The organism is Luteipulveratus halotolerans, from assembly GCF_001247745.1.
Lineage (GTDB): Bacteria > Actinomycetota > Actinomycetes > Actinomycetales > Dermatophilaceae > Luteipulveratus > Luteipulveratus halotolerans.
On record NZ_LAIR01000002.1, the window covers coordinates 1,501,944 to 1,519,014 of the forward strand.

A 17,071-nucleotide genomic window follows, 5' to 3' on the forward strand; every position below is an offset into this window, starting at 1 on the left:
CGTGACGAGAGAAGGGCACAGAAGATGCATGTCTTCGTCACGGGAGCCTCCGGTTGGATCGGCTCCGCCACCATCACCGAGCTCCTCGCGGCCGGCCACGAGGTCACTGGTCTGGCTCGCACAGCTGCCTCCGCTGACCGGGTCGCGGCCGCGGGCGCCAAGGTTCACCACGGTGACCTCGACGACCTGGACAGCATTCGCGCCGGGGCCGACGCTGCCGACGGCGTCATCCATCTGGCGTTCAAGCACGACTTCGATGCCTACGAGAGCGCCGGCCGCACGGCCGCCGACGTGGTCGACACGCTCGGTACGACGCTGGCCGGCAGCGACCGGCCGTTGCTGGTGGCGTCCGGGCTGGTCGGGCTCGCCTCCGGACGCCCGGCCACCGAGGCCGACCCGTCGCCCTTCGTCGGACGTGACTCGTTGCGCGGTGGCTCGGAGAACCTGGCGCTCGCGTTCGCCGAGAAGGGCGTGCGCAGTGTCGCCCTCCGGTTCGCGGCGTCTGTCCACGGCGCGGGCGACCAAGGCTTCGTCGCCACGCTCGCCCAGCTGGCACGCAAGCGTGGTGCGTCGGCGTACATCGGCGACGGATCCGGAGTCTGGCCGGCCGCCCACATCACCGACATCGCCCGGATGAACGTCCTCGCCCTGGAGAAGGCACCGGCCGGCTCGGTGCTCCATGGAGTCGCCGAACAGGGAGTCGCCACGCGCGAGATCGCGCAGGCTCTCGGTGGGGCCATCGGCGTGCCCACGGAGTCGCTCGACGCCGAGAAGGCGGGCGAGGAGCTCGGCTGGATCGCACGGTTCTTCGCAGCCGACGCACCGAGCGCGTCCGCGCACACTCGTGAGCTGCTCGGCTGGACCCCGAGCGGCCCCACCCTGCTCGAGGACATCAAGGCGGGGCACTACCCGGGTCAGTGACCGTGCTGACCGTGGCCGCGGTCAGGTGCAGGCTCATCGCGAGCTCGCCGGCGTCGTACGAGGTGAACGGGGCCGCAGCCCCGTTCACCTCGGTCCGATCCGTCCGGGGTGGTCGTACGACTGATGCGTAGGACCACCCCGGATCGGTCAGTCGGCAGGTCGGGAGCCCGCGTCGACGTAGACCGATGAGCCGAGCTCGACGAACGTGCGGCTCATCTCCTGCATGCCCTCGCGCTGGGCGAACCGGTCCCGCACGTCCTGCGAGATGCGCATCGAGCAGAACTTCGGCCCGCACATCGAGCAGAAGTGGGCCGTCTTGGCCGCCTCCGCCGGCAATGTCTCGTCGTGCATCGAGCGCGCGGTGTCGGGGTCGAGCGACAGGTTGAACTGGTCGTTCCAGCGGAACTCGAACCGCGCCTTGGACAACGCGTCGTCGCGGTCGCGCGCACCCGGGTGCCCCTTGGCGACGTCAGCGGCGTGAGCCGCCAGCTTGTAGGTGATCACGCCGGTCTTGACGTCGTCCCGGTCGGGCAGCCCGAGGTGCTCCTTGGGCGTGACGTAGCACAGCATCGCGGTGCCGTGCATCGCGATCGTGGCCGCACCGATCGCCGAGGTGATGTGGTCGTACCCCGGTGCGATGTCGGTCGTGAGCGGGCCGAGAGTGTAGAACGGCGCGCCGTGGCACCACTCCTGCTCGAGCCGCACGTTCTCCTCGACGAGGTGGAGCGGGATGTGGCCCGGCCCCTCGACCATCACCTGTACGTCGTGCTCCCAGGCGCGCTGGGTGAGCTCGGAGAGCGTCCGGAGCTCGGCGAGCTGGGCCTCGTCGTTGGCGTCTGCGGTCGAGCCGGGGCGCAACCCGTCGCCCAGGCTGAACGCGACGTCGTACTGCGCGAAGATCTCGCAGAGCTCGTCGAAGTGGGTGTAGAGGAAGCTCTCCTCGTGGTGCGCGAGCATCCAGCCGGCCATGATCGACCCGCCGCGGCTGACGATGCCGGTGACGCGCTCGGCTGTGAGCGGCACGTACCGCAGCAGCACGCCCGCGTGCACGGTCATGTAGTCGACGCCCTGCTCGCACTGCTCGATCACCGTGTCGCGGTAGATCTCCCAGGTGAGGGCGTCGGCGTTGCCGTCGACCTTCTCCAGGGCCTGGTAGATCGGGACGGTGCCGATCGGCACGGGCGAGTTGCGCACGATCCACTCACGGGTGGTGTGGATGTCGTCACCCGTCGAGAGGTCCATGACGGTGTCGGCGCCCCACTTCGTCGCCCACGACATCTTGTCGACCTCTTCGGCGATCGAGCTGGTGACGGCCGAGTTGCCGATGTTGGCGTTGATCTTGACCAGGAACCTCTTGCCGATGATCATCGGCTCGGTCTCGGGGTGGTTGATGTTGTTGGGGATGATCGCTCGTCCCGCTGCCACCTCGGAGCGGACGAGCTCGACGTCGCACTGCTCGCGCAGGGCGACGAACTCCATCTCTGGCGTCACGATGCCGCGGCGCGCGTAGTGCATCTGCGTCACTCGGCGACCGGCCTTGGCACGCAACGGTTCTCGGCGTTCGCCCTGCCACTCCTGGCTCGCCTCGCCCCGGCGTACGGCGCTGCGTCCGTCGTCCGCGAGGGTGCGGGTGCGACCGTCGTACGCCTCGACGTCGTCACGCTGGGCGATCCACTCGCGACGCAGTGGTGGGAGGCCGCGCTCGGGCCTCGAGCCCGGGCCGGAGGTGTCGTAGACGCGGAACGGCGGGTTGGCCTCACCCGTGCCGGGCGAGTCGTCCAGCGCGATCTCGGTGAAGGGGACGCGGATGCCGTGCGCTCCTTCGACGTAGACCTTGGTGCGGGCATCGTGGTCGGTCATCGTGCAACCTCCTGTGGTGACGGGCGGGGGACATGGCTTCGTACGGCGGTGAGCAGCTCGTCGACGACGGCAGCCGGGTCGCGGGCTCGCATGACCGACCCCATGACGGCGACGCCGTGAGCACCGGCCGTGAGCACGTCCTCGACGTGGCGTGCCTCGACGCCGCCGAGCGCGAGGATCGGTGGCGCGCCGGGCACGGCCGCGCGGGCGCGCGTGAGGCCGGCTGCGCCGAGTGGTGGGCCGTAGCCCGGCTTGGACGCCGAGGAGTGCACGGGTGAGAACGTCACGTAGTCGCACCCGGTGACCCGAGCGGACGCGAGCTGGGCATGGTCGTGCACCGAACGGCCCAGCAAGGAGGGGCGCCGTCGCGGCTGTGGGTCGGACATGCGCAGATGTACGCCGTGCCCTCGCGCCGCTCGCGCACTGTCGCGTGCGATGAGGACACCGTTGCACCGGTCGAGATGGGTACGGATCGTGTCGGCCAGAGCGTCGTACGCCGCGGGGTCGAGATCGCGCTCGCGCAAGAACACCGCGCTCGCCCCCGCCGCGATGCACTCGGCCACGACGTCGGTGAGGCGACGACCACGGGGGACCTGGGTCCGGTCGGTCACCAGCAGCAGACGAGGCACAGGCCTCATGTACCCATCACCCCGTCTGCGGGGGAGGACGCCTGCGCGAGGTGGCGGCGGGGGATACGACCGGCGAGGCGCGCGAGCCGGCCCGCCTCGACCGCGGCGCGCATCGCCCTGGCCATCACCTCGGGATGGCTCGCTCGGGTGACGGCCGAGGCCAGCAGCACAGCGTCGCAGCCGAGCTCCATGGCCAGCGCCGCGTCGGAGGCGGTCCCGATGCCGGCGTCGAGGATCACCGGGACATCGACGGACTCACGCAGCAGCGAGATGGCGTGGGGGTTGCGGATGCCGAGACCACTGCCGATCGGGGAGCCCAGCGGCATCACGGCGACGCAACCGACGTCCTGGAGCCGACGAGCGACGAGCGGGTCGTCGGTGGTGTAGGGCAGGACGTCAAATCCCTTGTCCGCCAACGTCTCTGCGGCTTCGAGCAGCTCGACCACGTCGGGCAGCAGCGTGCGTTCGTCCGGGACGACCTCGACCTTCACCCACGTCGTGCCGAGCGACTCGCGGGCCAGCTCGGCGACCAGCACGGCCTCGCGTGCGGTGCGGCAGCCGGAGGTGTTGGGCAGCAGCTCGACAGGCAGGTCGAGCAGCTCCTGGGTCAGACCGTTGGCCACCGAACCTCCGGTCCGACGCATCGACACGGTGACCACCTGCGTACCGGACGCCGCGACGGCGGCGCGCAGCGCGTCCGGGCTCGTCGCGCCACCGGACCCGAGCAGCAGTCGCGACGTCAGGGTGTGCTCGCCGAGGACCAGCGCGTCCACATCAACCGCCCTGCATGGGGGAGACGATCTCCACCACGGAGCCCGGCGCGAGCGGTGTGCGCTCCCAGGACTCGCGGTGCACGACGGTGCCGTCGAGCGCGACGGCGATGCCGGCACGTGACTCGCCCAGCTGAGTCAGCAGGTCGGCGACGGTCGAGCCGGGGCTGTGGTCCTGCTCGAGTCCGTTGACGATGACGGTCATGAGGCCTGGTCTCCTCGGTCGTGGTGGCGGATGGGCGAGAGCTGCGCGGTGAGCGCGGGTGACTCGTGGGCGAGGACACCGCGTACGACGGCCAGCGCCGTGGCGGGTGCGAGCAGGTAGCCGTGGCGGTAGTGGCCCGTCGCAGCGACCAGGCCCTCGCGGGCCGGGCCGAGGTACGGCGCGTTGTCGGGTGTGCCGGGGCGGAGCCCGACATCGTGAGAGACGATCTCGGCGTCGCGCAGCTCGGGCACGAGCAGCGTGGCCGCACGGAGCAGGTCGAGCGCAGCCCGTACGGAACGGTCCGTGTCGAAGCCGCAGTCGACACTGCTGGCCCCGAGCACGATCTCGCCGTGCCTGCGGGGGACGACGTAGATCTCGACCCCGTCGACCCGGGCGCGCAGCGTGTGGGTGACAACGGGGTAGGGCACGCGCAGGCGCAGCAGCTCACCCTTCACCGGCCGTACCGGCAGGTCGACGCCTGCACCGGACGCGATGTCGTTGCTGTGCGCGCCTGCAGCCAGGACGACGCAGTCGTATCGCTCCTCACCCAGCGAGGACGAGACACCCACGACCCGATCAGCGTGGCACGCAAGCTGCACACGGTCGGCGTTGATCCGAACGCCGTTGTGGCGCAACGCCTTTCGCAGGGCGGCGAGCACGGCAGTGGTGTCGACGCTCAGGTCGCCGGGCAGGTGGGCGGCGCCCTTCACGCTGCGCAGGACCGCCGGTTCGAGCGCGCGCAGAGCGGCGCGGTCGAGGCGTCTGTACGGCGTGCCGTGGTCGCGCAACCGCTGCTCGTGCCGCTCGAGCTCACTCACCTCGTCGAGGTCGTGCGCGATCAGCAGGGTGCCTTCGGTGCGCAGGCCGACGTCGATACCCGAGTCGGCCTCGAGCCGGGCGGCGAGGTCGGGCCACAGCCGTACGCACTCCGCCCCGACGCGGTAGAGCTCGGACTCACCGTCGGTGAGCTCAGAGCCGGGCGCGAGCATGCCCGCTGCAACCGGGGATGCTGCACCGCGGTCGTCGGCGTCGTACACCACGACCTCGACGCCCGCGGACGTCAGGGCCCACGCGCTGACCAGGCCGGACACACCGGCGCCGATGACGGCGACGCGTGTCATCGCGCGGACCTGCTCGGGCTCACGCGCCGATGGCGCACCCTTTGCGGATCGGCGTCGTCCGGCCGGCAGGCGGCGACGGCGGCATGAGGGGTGGGGAGGAATGCGTACGACACCGCTGGGCTTCTCCTTGCGCCGGCATGACCCGGATCAAGTGGCAACGGTCGGGGCCGCGTCAGCCCCCTCTCAGCCCGGTGCGCCGGACTCCCGCGAAGGACAGGCCCGACCGTAGCAGCACGCGGGAGCCGCTGGGGCGCCTGTGCCTCAGACCCATCGATCCACGCTCGACGTCCGGGCATGACTGAGGGGTGGACATCCTCAGATGCCCACCCCTCAGGCCTGGTCGGCCGCGCGGGCCGTCGTAGGTCAGTCGGTCAGACGACGACGCATGGCGTAGCCACCACCGACGACCAGGCCGAGACCGATGATGCCGGCCGCGACGAGCGTGGTGTTGGAGTCACCGGCCTGCTTGAGGTAGTCGGTCTGCACGGGCGGACCGCTCGGGTTGTCCGTGCCACCGGGAGGCGGCGTCATCGTGCTGCCCGGAGTGGACGGCGTGTCGGTGGGCGTGTCCGTGCCGCCGGGAGGAGTGGACGAGGAGGACGACGTGCCGCTGGTGGACGGCTCGGTGCTGGTCGAGCTGGACGACGGCGGCTCGCTCGGCTCCGTGGAGGTGGAGCTGGTGGGCGGCTCGGTCGGCTCGTCCTTGCACTTGATCTTGAGGACCTTCGACTTGGCCTTGCGACCCGGGTCGGTGCCGAACTTCTTGTCGAGGGTGGCCTTGTAGTGGCCGTTCTCGAGGGTGAGTCCGTCGGTCTCACCGTTGGAGTCGTCGTTGATGTAGACGGTGCTGCCGTTGCCGTCAGCGTCGGTCTCGAGGTGCACGACCACCGTCTGCGTGGCGTCGGAGTCGCCGCCCTGCGGCTTGATGGTGATGTCGCCCGACTGGTTGGGGTCGAGACCGAAGGCCTCGAAGTTGAACTTGCACACCTTCGGGTCGTTGCTCGGCGTGCCGTCCGGAGTGCCCAGCTCGTGCACCTTGAGGGTGCCGTTGTTGCCGGGAGGTGCGGCGACGGCGCTGGTGGCGGCGACGACGCCGACCCCGAGGCCGGCGGTGAGACTGAGTGCGACGATGGCGCTTCGTGTCCGTGCGGTGGTCACGTCAGATCCCCTTCAGCAGGTGCAGACGTCAGGCGCCTGCGAACGACAGATGTGGTGGAACCCCGTCGGTCGCGCCTCCCGCATGCGCAGACCGGTAACGGCAGCAGTCTGACCGCTGGTGAACCCGCTTGGGGCGTGACCGGCGAAGTCAAGGAATTTGCGAAAAAATTACTCGAATCGGGGACATCGCAGACCAAGTGCGCTACGGCTCAGCCCTTGCCTGACTCAGCCGTGAACACCAGCAGATAATCGCCCGCCAGGTCGTCGAGCGGGTGGTCCCAGCAGACGACGACGTCCTGTCGCAGGCGGGCGACGCGAGCGACGGCCCTTCCGACGTCCCAGGCGAGTGGTGTGAAGTGGTCGGGCGTGGCGATGTTGGCGACGTTGAGCACGAGGTGTCCCTCGGGCGTCAGCAGGTCGACCGCCTGGCGCATCACGTCGGTGAGGTCGGCCAGATAGGCGTCATAGCCCGCGCCGTCGCGTTCGTACGCCTGCAGCGGGTCCTCGGGATGATCGGTCGCGGTCATGTAGGGCGGTGAGCACAGGACCAGGTCGAACGGTCCGGTCACGAGCGTGCGCAGATCACGCGCATCTCCCTGGACGACCACGGGTCCCCGGACATGGCGCATGGCCGCGCACCGTTCGGGGAGCAGCTCGACACCGACCGCCGTACGGCCGAGCTCGTGGGCCACACGCAGGGTCGTGCCGTAGCCGGCGAATGGGTCGAGCACCCGGTCGCCGGGACTGCTGAGGTCCTCGAGGACCGCGCGGACGACCGCCTCGGCGAAGTGGATGTCCTCGTCGGCGTCGGGGTGTCGCTCGCGGAGCACGTCGGCGTGGCGGACGAAGACGTACGGGCGCATGGGCCCGCGTCGCGGCCGAGGGTCAGTCAACGGCCACCTCGGCCTGGCCGGCGCGCCGGGGGTCGAGCGCGAGGGTCGAGGAGTCCTCGGGCAGAGGAGGCGGAGTGCCGCCCCACTCGGGGCACAACGCCCGGTGGTCGCACCAGTCGCACAACCGGGACGTGCGGGGCCGCCAGTCGCCCGTGCGTGCTGCTCGCTCGATGGCCGCCCAGAGCGCCTTGATCTTGCGCTCGGTCGCGAGCAGGTCGGCCTCATCAGGCGCGTAGCGGATGAGCTCGCTGTTGCCGAGGTAGACCAGCTGGAGCATGCGCGGCACGACGCCGCGGGTGCGCCACAGCACCAGGGCGTAGAACTTCATCTGGAACAGGGCCTTGGCCTCGAACAGCTCCGACGGTGCGCGGCCGGTCTTGTAGTCGACGACGCGGATCTCACCGGTGGGCGCGACGTCGAGGCGGTCGACGTAGCCGCGCAGGAGGAGGCCGTCTAGGTCGACCTCGACGTAGAGCTCGCGCTCAGCGGGCTCCAGGCGCGTGGGGTCCTCGAGCAGGAACCAGCGCTCCACCAGACGTGCTGCCTCCGCGACCCACGCGGCGTGCTCTGCAGCGTCCTCGCCGACCAGCTCGGACAGTGCCGGCTCGGCCTCGACCAGGGCCGCCCACTGCGGCTCGATCAGGTCGCGCGCCGCCTCGACGGTGCGCTCGGCTGCAGGGGCGTCGAACAGGCGCTCCAGCACGGAGTGGACCAGCGTGCCGCGGGCTGCGGCAGCACTCGGGGGCTCCGGCAGCCGGTCGATGACGCGGAACCGGTAGAGCAGTGGGCACTGCATGAAGTCCGCGGCGCGGCTGGGTGACAGTGCGGCGACCATGCACGGAACTGTAGGCGGGAGGACCGACATCAGGACGGCCGCCGTCCACAGCTAGTCTCGTGCGCATGTCAGGAGCCGAAGCGCCCGGCTCGGTGCCGGGCTGGCGCATCGGCTCCGTACGTGGGGTGCCGGTCTACCTCGGGCGCAGCTGGCCTGTCATCGCCCTCGTGATCGTGGCCCTCTTCGGCCCGCAGCTGCACGATCAGCGACCGGACCTCGGCGGTGTCGTCTACGTCGTCGCTGCCGGCTATGCGCTCCTGCTCCTGGTGTCCGTGCTGGTGCATGAAGCCTCGCATGCGCTCATGGGCCAGGCGCGGGGCTACCACGTCTCGCGGATCGTCGCCGACCTGTGGGGCGGCCACACGGCGTACGAGCACGCCGACACCTCGCCGATGTCGTCGGCACTGGTGGCGGTGGTCGGCCCCCTCAGCAACGGTGTCCTCGCGCTGCTGTCCTGGCTGGCGCTCCCGATGACGCCGGACGGCATCCCGCAGACGCTCGTCGCCGTTCTCGCCTGGAGCAACACGCTCGTCGCAGGCTTCAACCTGCTGCCGGGACTGCCGCTGGACGGCGGCCACCTGGTGGACGCGCTGGTCTGGAAGGTCACCGGTTCGCGGGCCCAGGGCATGGTGGTGGCCGGCTGGTGCGGGAGAGGGGTGACCGTTCTCGTCCTGGCATGGGCCCTGGTCCTGCCGTTCCTGCGCGGCAGCAGCCCGTCGCTGTTCACGGTCGCGTGGGCGGTGTTCCTCGCGACGTTCCTGTGGGTGGGAGCGACCTCGGCGATCCGCGCGGGCGCGGGTCTGCGCGTCGTCGGCAGGGTGACCGTACGTTCGGTCGCCCGGCCGGTGCGGATCGCTCCTGACTCGGCCGTGCTGGGTGATCTGCCGGTGGAGCGTCCGGAGCCCGTGGCCGTGCACCATCCGGACCGTGGTGTGTGGGGCCTGCTCGACGAGCAGGCGGTCGGCGCCGTGCCCGAGTCGGCCCGCGCCGTCACGACGCTGGGTTCGGTCTCGCGTGCCCAGCCGGCCGGCTGGGTCGTCGAGGTGGGTTCGTTCGACGCCGACGTGGCTGAGGTGGTCGCCGGGGTCCAGGCGTCGGGCGCCGAGCGCATCGTCGTGGTCTCTCGCGCTGAGCCGCCTGAGGTCGGGCTGGTCGACGTGGGCAGGCTTGCCGCGGCGCTGCACCGGGCCGACGGCGACGCCTGAACGACGGCGGCAGCGGCGTCCCTAGACTGACGGGCCATGACCACCTCGCCCGCACCGCACGACCCTGCGTCCCCGACCGGTGCCACCGGTCGACGGGGCCCCTTCCTCGAGGGCGAGCGCGTCCAGCTGACCGATCCCAAGGGACGCCTGCACACCATCACGCTCGGCGCCGGCAAGCAGTTCCACACGCATCGCGGCTACCTCAGCCACGATGACCTGATCGGTTCGCCGGACGGCTCGACGGTCACCAACACGGCCGGTGTCGAGTACCTCGCACTGAGGCCTTTGCTGTCCGACTACGTCATGTCGATGCCGCGCGGAGCGGCCGTGGTCTATCCCAAGGACGCCGGCCAGATCGTCGCGTTCGCCGACGTGTTCCCCGGCGCGACCGTCGTCGAGGCCGGTGTCGGGTCCGGCGCCCTGAGCATGTCCCTGCTCCGCGCCGTCGGCGACCACGGGCGGGTGCACTCCTTCGAGCGGCGCGACGACTTCGCCACCATCGCGCGCGCCAACGCCCGTGAGTTCTTCGGTGTCGACCACCCGGCGTGGACGGTCACGGTGGGTGACCTCGTCGAGTCGTTGCCGGAGGCCGTCGAGCCCGGCACGGTCGACCGGGTGGTGCTCGACATGCTGGCACCGTGGGAGTGCCTCGAGGTCGTCGCCGACGCACTTGCTCCCGGGGGCGTGCTGATCTGCTATGTCGCGACAGCCACCCAGCTGTCACGTGTTGCCGAGGCGGCCCGCGACCACGGTGGCTTCACCGAGCCCGAGGCCTGGGAGTCGCTCGTCCGCGGCTGGCACCTGGAGGGCCTCGCCGTACGGCCCCAGCACCGCATGCACGGCCACACCGGATTCCTCATCACCACCCGCCGGCTGGCGCCGGGCGTGACACCGCCCCTGCGCAAGCGTCGACCCGGTAAGGGCTACACCGACGTCAGCACCGGAGAGGCGCTCACGCCGGAGGACTTCGGTGAGCGGCCGGTCTCCGACAAGAAGGTGCGGCGGCTCGCTCGGTCGCTGGATGAACAATCCGAGTCGTGAGCAGGTCGGCGGGTTAGGGTCGAGATGCACGTGTGATGACGTGAACGCGCTACGGCGCCAGGCGAAGGAGGCCCGCATGAGTGATGAGACTCACGACCCCCGTTCCGACAGCCCTCAGGACCGCCTGCGCGGTGAGGTCGACGCGATGCGAGACAAGCTCGCACACGGTCCGGGCCGCCAGCGCCAGCTCGAGCAGCAGGTCCTCCAGCTGCAGTCGTCGATGGGCACGTTGTCGGCCCAGAACGAACGCCTCGTACGCACCCTCAAAGAAGCGCGCGAGCAGATCGTGACCCTCAAGGGCGAGGTCGACCGGCTCGCCCAGCCGCCTGCGTCGTACGGCATCGTCGTCACGGTCAACGACGACGGCACCGCCGACGTCCTCAACAGCGGTCGCAAGATGCGCGTCGCGGTCAGCCCGTCGGTCGAGCCCGACCAGATGGCACCGGGCCGTGAGGTCATGCTCAACGAGGCCCTCAACATCGTGGCCGCTGTCGGGTTCGAGCAGGTCGGCGAGCTCGTCACGACCAAGGAGATCCTCGACCCGGCACGCGTCCTGGTCGTCTCCCACGCCGACGAGGAGCGGGTCTGCCGGGTCGCCGACAGCCTCGACATCGACGCGGTGCGCGTGGGCGACTCGCTCCTGCTCGACAGCCGCAGCGGCTTCGTCTTCGAGCGCATCCCCAAGGCGGAGGTCGCCGACCTCGTGCTCGAGGAGGTGCCCGACATCCGCTACGAGGACATCGGTGGCCTCGCCGGTCAGATCGAGGCGATCCGCGATGCGGTCGAGCTGCCCTACCTGCACGCCGACCTCTTCCGCGAGCACCAGCTGCGGCCCCCGAAGGGCGTCCTGCTCTACGGCCCTCCCGGGTGTGGCAAGACCCTGATCGCCAAGGCGGTCGCAGCGTCGCTCGCCCGCAAGGTCGCCGAGAAGACCGGCCGCAGCGAGATGAAGTCGTACTTCCTCAACATCAAGGGCCCTGAGCTGCTCAACAAGTACGTCGGTGAGACCGAGCGGCACATCCGCCTGATCTTCCAGCGGGCCCGTGAGAAGTCCTCCGACGGCACGCCCGTGGTGGTGTTCTTCGACGAGATGGAGAGCCTGTTCCGCACCCGCGGCTCGGGTGTCTCCTCCGACGTCGAGACCACGATCGTGCCGCAGCTGCTCGCCGAGATCGACGGTGTCGAGCGGCTCGAGAACGTCATCGTCATCGGTGCGTCCAACCGCGAGGACATGATCGACCCGGCGATCCTGCGCCCCGGCCGCCTCGATGTGAAGATCAAGATCGAGCGGCCCGACGCCGAGAGCGCCAAGGACATCTTCAGCAAGTACGTCACCGACCAGCTGCCGCTGCACGCCGACGACCTCGCCGAGCACGGCGGTTCGGTCGAGGACACCGTCGAGGCGATGATCCAGGCGACGGTCGAGCGGATGTACACCGAGATCGACGAGAACCGCTTCCTGGAGGTCACCTACGCCGGCGGCGACAAGGAGATCCTCTACTTCAAGGACTTCAACTCCGGCGCGATGATCCAGAACATCGTCGACCGCGCCAAGAAGATGGCCATCAAGGACCAGATCACGACGGGGTCCAAGGGCATCCGCATCGACCACCTGCTGCGCTCGTGCGTCGATGAGTTCAAGGAGAACGAGGACCTGCCCAACACCACCAACCCCGACGACTGGGCGCGCATCTCCGGCAAGAAGGGCGAGCGGATCGTCTACATCCGCACGCTCATCAACGGCAAGGACGGCGCCGAGCCGGGCCGTTCCATCGACCAGATCGCCAACACGGGCCAGTACCTCTAGAGCCGACGAACAGAGCCCGCTGCCGACATCGCGTCGGCGGCGGGCTCTGCTGTCCTACTTCTCGAGGGGGCGCTGGGCGCTGCGGCGCTCCCAGGCGGCGTACGCCGCGCGCCAGCCGAGCAGGAACAGCCCGAGCACGAGCGTCGCCACGATCACGAACGACAGCGCGGTGCCGTCACCGACCAGGCGACGCAGCAGCATGCCGATGACCACGGCGCACAGCCAGACGGTGATGCCCGGTCCGAGGTCGACCGCCGTACGCCGGCCGGTGCGGTGCACCACGACCCAGCCGACACCGACGCCGGCGACGAACGGCCAGGCCGTCCCGAGAACTCCGAGCAGCGCGTTGCCCTCGTCGTGGCTCGCCCGCCCGATGGCGGCGAACACGAGGACCAGGAGCGTGTCAGCGGCGAGCGCGCCGGCCGTGCGAGGGGTCATGGCCGCCAACATAACGGTGACATCGGTCTCGATCGGAGGCGGTGATTCGCAAAGCATAGGGCGCCGATGATTGACTGGCGGGGCGGGAGGTGTCGCCCGCGTCCCGTCCCGAGCTCGCCGGCCGCCTCACCGGCTCGATGCTCGTTCGCCCGAAGGAGTCCGGTGTCCAGCGCGCCCGTGTCCGAACGTCGCCGTCCCGCAACGGGACTCATCATCGCGGTGCTCAGCATCTGCGGCACCGTCGTGTCGTTGCAGCAGACGCTCGTGGTCCCGCTGCTGCCGGACTTCCCGAAGATCCTGGGCACGACCCCCGACAACGCGTCCTGGCTCGTCACGGTGACGCTGCTGGTGAGCGCCGTGGCCACGCCGATCGTCTCGCGCCTGGCCGACATGTTCGGCAAGCGGCGGATGATGCTGGTGGCACTCGCGGCCGTGATCGTGGGATCCCTCATCCCGGCGCTCATGAACGGACTGCCCGCCGTGCTCGTCGGACGCGGCCTGCAGGGCATCGGTGCGTCGCTCATCCCGGTCGGCATCAGCGTGATGCGCGACGAGCTGCCCGGGGAGAAGGTCGGCGGCGCCGTCGCCCTCATGAGCGCGACGCTGGGGATCGGCGGCGCGATCGGCATGCCGCTCGCGGGCGTGATCTACGAGCACTTCTCCTGGCACGCGCTGTTCTGGGTGTCTGTGATCTTCGCCGGCGTGATGTTCGTCGCGGTCCTGCTGGTGGTGCCCGAGTCGGAGGTACGGACCGGTGGGCGCTTCGACTACGTCGGCGCGATCCTGCTGTCGATCGCCCTGAGCGGTCTGATGCTCGGGATCTCCAAGGGCGGCAGCTGGGGCTGGACCAGTGAGGCGACGCTCGGCTGCTTCCTGGTCGCTGTCGTGGTCGCGGCGATCTGGGCCCCGACGCAGCTGCGCGCGGGACAGCCGATGGTCGACCTGCGTACGTCGGCCCGCAAGCCGGTGCTGCTCACCAACATCGCCTCGATCCTGCTGGGCTTCGCGATGTTCGGCAACATGCTCAGCACCACCCAGCAGATGCAGATGCCCGAGGCCACCGGCTACGGCTTCGGCCTGAGCGTGACGACCGCAGGACTGTGCATGCTGCCCGGTGGCCTGTCGATGGTGTTCTTCTCGCCGATCTCGGCCACGATCACCCGGCGGTTCGGTGCGCGGACGACGTTGATCGTGGGCGGTCTGATCATGGTGGTCGGCTACGTCGTCCGCGTCCTGATGACCGACACCGTCGCCGAGGTCGTGATCGGGTCCAGCATCATCTCGATCGGGACGGCGGTCGGCTACGCCGCGATGCCGACCCTCATCATGCGTGCGGTGCCGATCACCGAGACGGCCTCGGCCAACGGGCTCAACACGCTGCTGCGCGCGGTGGGTACGACGACGTCGTCCGCGGCGTTGGCTGCCCTGCTGTCGGCGACCACGATGCAGCTCGGACCCGTGGTCGTCCCGACTCTCGATGCGTTCAAGCACAGCTTCTGGCTGTCGGCGGCGGCTGCTCTCACGGCCGCCGGGGTCGCACTCGCACTGCCGCGGGCCGCGGCGCAAGCCGCTGCCGGCCCCGCGGAGCGCGACCGGGTGGCGGCCGGGGACGGTGCCGAGCACATCGTGAGCGGTCGCGTGATCGACGCCGACGGCGAGCCGCTCACGCGCGCCGTCGTCACGGCGATCCGCCCGGACGGCACCCACGTCGACTGGGGGCGCACCGACGAGCACGGCACATATCGCCTTGCCGTCGCTGAGCTCGGGCGCCACGTCCTGGTCGTGTCGGCCGACGGCTTCGCGTCACGGTCGCTGTTCTGGGACGTCCGGGCGGACGGGATCCCGGCGATCGACATGCTCGACCGGCTGTCCGTACGCGGCACGGTGCTGCGGGACGGTGAGCCGCAGGCCGGCGTACCGGTGGCCCTGGTGAAGCACTCGGGGGAGTACCAGTCGACGGCCACGACCGGCGCTGAGGGCCAGTACTGCACCGAGCTGCCGCCGCCCGGACGGTACGTCCTGACTGCGATCGACCCGCGCACCGAGTGCTCGACGTCGCACAGCATCGTCATCGGCACCAGCTCGGTGACGGCCGACCTGAGCCTGGCGAGCCGGCGTGATCAGGTCGGCGCGACCGCGAGCCACGCCGCCAGCGACTGACGTAGCTCCGACCGCGCCCGGCGTGCGGCGGGTGCTGCTCCCGGGAAGCTCATGAACCCGTGGGGCATCCCTGCGTAGCGCGACACCTGGACGTCGTTGCCTGCTGCTCGGAGCAGCTCGCCGTAGTGCTCGGCCTCGTCACGCAGCGGATCGCACCCGGCGACCTGGATGAGCGTCGGTGGCAGATCGGCGTGACTGCTCGCGAACTGGGGCGAGACGAGGGGATTGTCGGGCTCGATCCCGCTCCCGTCGAGGTAGAACGCGAGGAACGCCTCCAGCCGTGGGCCGCTCAGGACCGCCTCGTGGGCCCAGTGTGACGACGCGTGGCTGCGCGTGAGGTCGGTCGCGGGGTAGATCAGCGCCTGGCCCGCGACGGGCGGACCGCCGGCGTCGCGCGCCAGCAGGCTGACGACGGCGCTGAGGTTGCCGCCGGCGCTGTCGCCCGCGAGCGCGATCCGTCCGTTGTGGCCGCCCACGGCCTGCGGGTGCTCGGCGGCCCAGGCGAGCACGTCGAAGCAGTCGTACGCCGCAGTCGGAGCTCGGTGCTGGGGTGCCTTGCGGTAGTCGGGCGCGATGACGACCGCGCCGATCGAGTCGGCCATCCACGTGGTGAGCGAGTCGTAGTTGCGCGGGTTGCTGACGGTCCACCCGCCGCCGTGCAGGAAGACGACGGCGGGGGCGTCTGCGCCGACACCGGCCGGACGGAGCACGCGCACGGGCACGTCGTCGCCGTCGCGCGTCGGGCAGGTCGTGGTCGTCACCTGGACAGCACGGGGAACCCGGCCGGTGATCCAGGTGACCGGCGGCACGCTCGGCAACGACCGCGCCCGGCCACGTGCGATCTGGTCAGGTGACATCCGATCGACGTGCTCGGCCAGGAGCCGGTCGTACGCCGCGGTGAAAAGCCTGGTGCGCCAAGGCATCTGGGACTTCATCGACATCACGCGCCTCAGAGCTGCTCGCCCGGGAACGTGACGCCGAGCTGCCGGCGTACGTCGTCCATCAGCCCCATCACCCGCAGCGTCTCGTCGAGCGGCATGATCTCGGACTCGGTGCGGCCCGCGCTGATGCAGCGAGCGACCTCGGCAGCCTCGTAGCGCAGCCCGTGCTCGCGGTCGTCGGCGCCCGGCTCGTAGCGGTCGAGCTCGACGTCACCGACCTCGACCAGTCGCACGGCGTTGGGCTGGTAGAACCAGCCGTCGATCTCGACGCGAGCCGAGTCACCAGCAACGACAGCGGTGTTGGCGGTCTGCGCGGACATCGTCGAGATGCACACAGCCATCTCGCCGGCCGGTCCGTGGAGCGTGACGTTCTCCTGCTCGTCGACGCCCTCGTCGGTGAGTACGCCGGTCGCGGACACCGACGTGATGTGCGGCATGAGCATGGCCGCGAACGAGATCGGGTAGACGTTGAGGTCGAGCAGCGCACCGCCCGCCAGCGCCGGCGAGCTGAGCCGCTCGGGTCCGCCCGGGAAGAGCCGCTGCCCGTGGTCGGCGACGATCGTGCGCAGGCTCCCGATGAGCCGGCCCTCGACCGCCTGCCGGACCACGTCGTAGTGCGGGAGGAAGCGCGCCCACATCGCCTCCATGCAGAACAGGCCCTTCGACCGCGCGAGGCCGACGACCTCCTGTGCCTCGGCGCGGCTGCGAGCGAACGCCTTCTCGACAAGCACGTGCTTGCCCGCCTCGAGGGCGAGGAGCGCGTGCTCACGGTGCTCCGAGTGGGGTGAGGCGACGTAGACCACGTCGACGTCCGGGTCGTTGACGAGCGCCTCGTACGAGCCGTACGCGGACGCGACACCGAACCGGTCGGCGAAGGCCTGCGCACGACCGAGGTCGCGCGACCCGGCCGCGACGACCTGCTGCTGGGTGCCGGCCCGCAGGGCGGCGACGAAGGACGACGCGATGCCTCCGGGACCGAGCACACCCCAGCGCAGCGGAGGGGCGTCCTGCGGGTCGGGAGTACGAGGCTGGGGGAGGGTCGCGGTCGCCATGGCCCCATCCTGGCGGACGACGCCTTCGGCCGCGG

Annotated in this window: 16 protein-coding genes and 1 riboswitch; of the genes, 5 read left to right on the top strand and 11 right to left on the bottom strand. The window is 70.5% G+C overall.

The genetic code is table 11. The features are described 5' to 3' along the window. Positions 1-24: 24 nt before the first annotated feature. Positions 25-921 carry an SDR family oxidoreductase gene (locus VV01_RS07730; protein WP_050669379.1) on the top strand — a complete coding sequence of 299 codons (897 nt, stop codon included), beginning with the start codon at positions 25-27 and terminating at the stop codon, positions 919-921. A 147-nt stretch (positions 922-1,068) separates the two neighbouring features. Here the strand turns inward: VV01_RS07730 and thiC are convergent, their stop codons facing one another. From thiC to VV01_RS07770, 8 genes are all read right to left on the bottom strand, one after another. Next, positions 1,069-2,781 carry a phosphomethylpyrimidine synthase ThiC gene (gene thiC / locus VV01_RS07735; protein WP_050669380.1) on the bottom strand — a complete coding sequence of 571 codons (1,713 nt, stop codon included), beginning with the start codon at positions 2,779-2,781 and terminating at the stop codon, positions 1,069-1,071. Continuing rightward, positions 2,778-3,419, bottom strand: a complete 642-nt coding sequence (locus VV01_RS07740; protein ID WP_050669381.1) for a thiamine phosphate synthase — start codon at positions 3,417-3,419, stop codon at positions 2,778-2,780. The genes thiC and VV01_RS07740 overlap by 4 nt, the downstream gene beginning before the upstream one ends. Continuing rightward, on the bottom strand, positions 3,416-4,174 hold the full coding sequence (gene thiG, locus VV01_RS07745) for a thiazole synthase (protein WP_197275163.1): 759 nt from the start codon (positions 4,172-4,174) through the stop codon (positions 3,416-3,418). Before thiG ends, VV01_RS07740 begins: the two co-directional genes overlap by 4 nt. A gap of 10 nt (positions 4,175-4,184) precedes the next feature. Then, positions 4,185-4,385, bottom strand: coding sequence for a sulfur carrier protein ThiS (thiS, locus tag VV01_RS07750; RefSeq protein WP_050669383.1), 201 nt, complete (start codon positions 4,383-4,385; stop codon positions 4,185-4,187). Beyond that, entirely contained in the window at positions 4,382-5,506 is a 1,125-nt protein-coding gene (gene thiO, locus VV01_RS07755) for a glycine oxidase ThiO (RefSeq protein ID WP_050669384.1), read from the bottom strand. Before thiO ends, thiS begins: the two co-directional genes overlap by 4 nt. A 107-nt stretch (positions 5,507-5,613) precedes the next feature. Beyond that, positions 5,614-5,724, bottom strand: a riboswitch (TPP riboswitch). Positions 5,725-5,869: 145 nt separating this feature from the next. Continuing rightward, positions 5,870-6,664: a hypothetical protein gene (locus VV01_RS07760; protein WP_050669385.1), complete on the bottom strand. Its 795-nt coding sequence runs from the start codon at positions 6,662-6,664 to the stop codon at positions 5,870-5,872. A gap of 209 nt (positions 6,665-6,873) precedes the next feature. Next, entirely contained in the window at positions 6,874-7,527 is a 654-nt protein-coding gene (locus VV01_RS07765) for a TRM11 family SAM-dependent methyltransferase (RefSeq protein WP_050669386.1), read from the bottom strand. Positions 7,528-7,549: 22 nt separating this feature from the next. Beyond that, the gene (locus VV01_RS07770) at positions 7,550-8,392 is read right to left on the bottom strand and encodes a RecB family exonuclease (protein ID WP_050669387.1); all 843 of its coding nucleotides are present in this window, start codon (positions 8,390-8,392) and stop codon (positions 7,550-7,552) included. A 65-nt stretch (positions 8,393-8,457) separates the two neighbouring features. Here VV01_RS07770 and VV01_RS07775 point away from each other — a divergent pair, with 65 nt between their 5' ends. From VV01_RS07775 to arc, 3 genes are read left to right on the top strand one after another with little or no spacing between them, the layout of a single operon-like run. Beyond that, positions 8,458-9,597 carry a site-2 protease family protein gene (locus VV01_RS07775; protein WP_050669388.1) on the top strand — a complete coding sequence of 380 codons (1,140 nt, stop codon included), beginning with the start codon at positions 8,458-8,460 and terminating at the stop codon, positions 9,595-9,597. A gap of 36 nt (positions 9,598-9,633) precedes the next feature. After that, positions 9,634-10,638, top strand: a complete 1,005-nt coding sequence (locus VV01_RS07780; RefSeq protein WP_050669389.1) for a tRNA (adenine-N1)-methyltransferase — start codon at positions 9,634-9,636, stop codon at positions 10,636-10,638. Further along, positions 10,619-12,445 (top strand): proteasome ATPase, encoded by a 1,827-nt coding sequence (gene arc, locus VV01_RS07785; RefSeq protein WP_407942905.1) that lies wholly within the window; start codon positions 10,619-10,621, stop codon positions 12,443-12,445. The genes VV01_RS07780 and arc overlap by 20 nt, the downstream gene beginning before the upstream one ends. 54 nt (positions 12,446-12,499) lie before the next feature. On the opposite strand, the gene VV01_RS07790 is transcribed toward arc, so the two are convergent. Next, positions 12,500-12,883 carry a DUF3054 domain-containing protein gene (locus VV01_RS07790; RefSeq protein ID WP_050671797.1) on the bottom strand — a complete coding sequence of 128 codons (384 nt, stop codon included), beginning with the start codon at positions 12,881-12,883 and terminating at the stop codon, positions 12,500-12,502. 162 nt (positions 12,884-13,045) lie between these two features. Between VV01_RS07790 and VV01_RS07795 the strand changes: the two genes are divergently transcribed. Next, positions 13,046-15,043 carry an MFS transporter gene (locus VV01_RS07795; protein WP_231635185.1) on the top strand — a complete coding sequence of 666 codons (1,998 nt, stop codon included), beginning with the start codon at positions 13,046-13,048 and terminating at the stop codon, positions 15,041-15,043. Here VV01_RS07795 and VV01_RS07800 read toward each other — a convergent pair. Both VV01_RS07800 and VV01_RS07805 read right to left on the bottom strand, forming a co-directional pair. After that, on the bottom strand, positions 15,004-15,966 hold the full coding sequence (locus tag VV01_RS07800) for an alpha/beta hydrolase (RefSeq protein ID WP_197275009.1): 963 nt from the start codon (positions 15,964-15,966) through the stop codon (positions 15,004-15,006). The genes VV01_RS07795 and VV01_RS07800 overlap by 40 nt on opposite strands. 26 nt (positions 15,967-15,992) lie before the next feature. Next, on the bottom strand, positions 15,993-17,036 hold the full coding sequence (locus VV01_RS07805; RefSeq protein ID WP_050669392.1) for a Gfo/Idh/MocA family protein: 1,044 nt from the start codon (positions 17,034-17,036) through the stop codon (positions 15,993-15,995). Between the last annotated feature and the right edge of the window lie 35 nt (positions 17,037-17,071).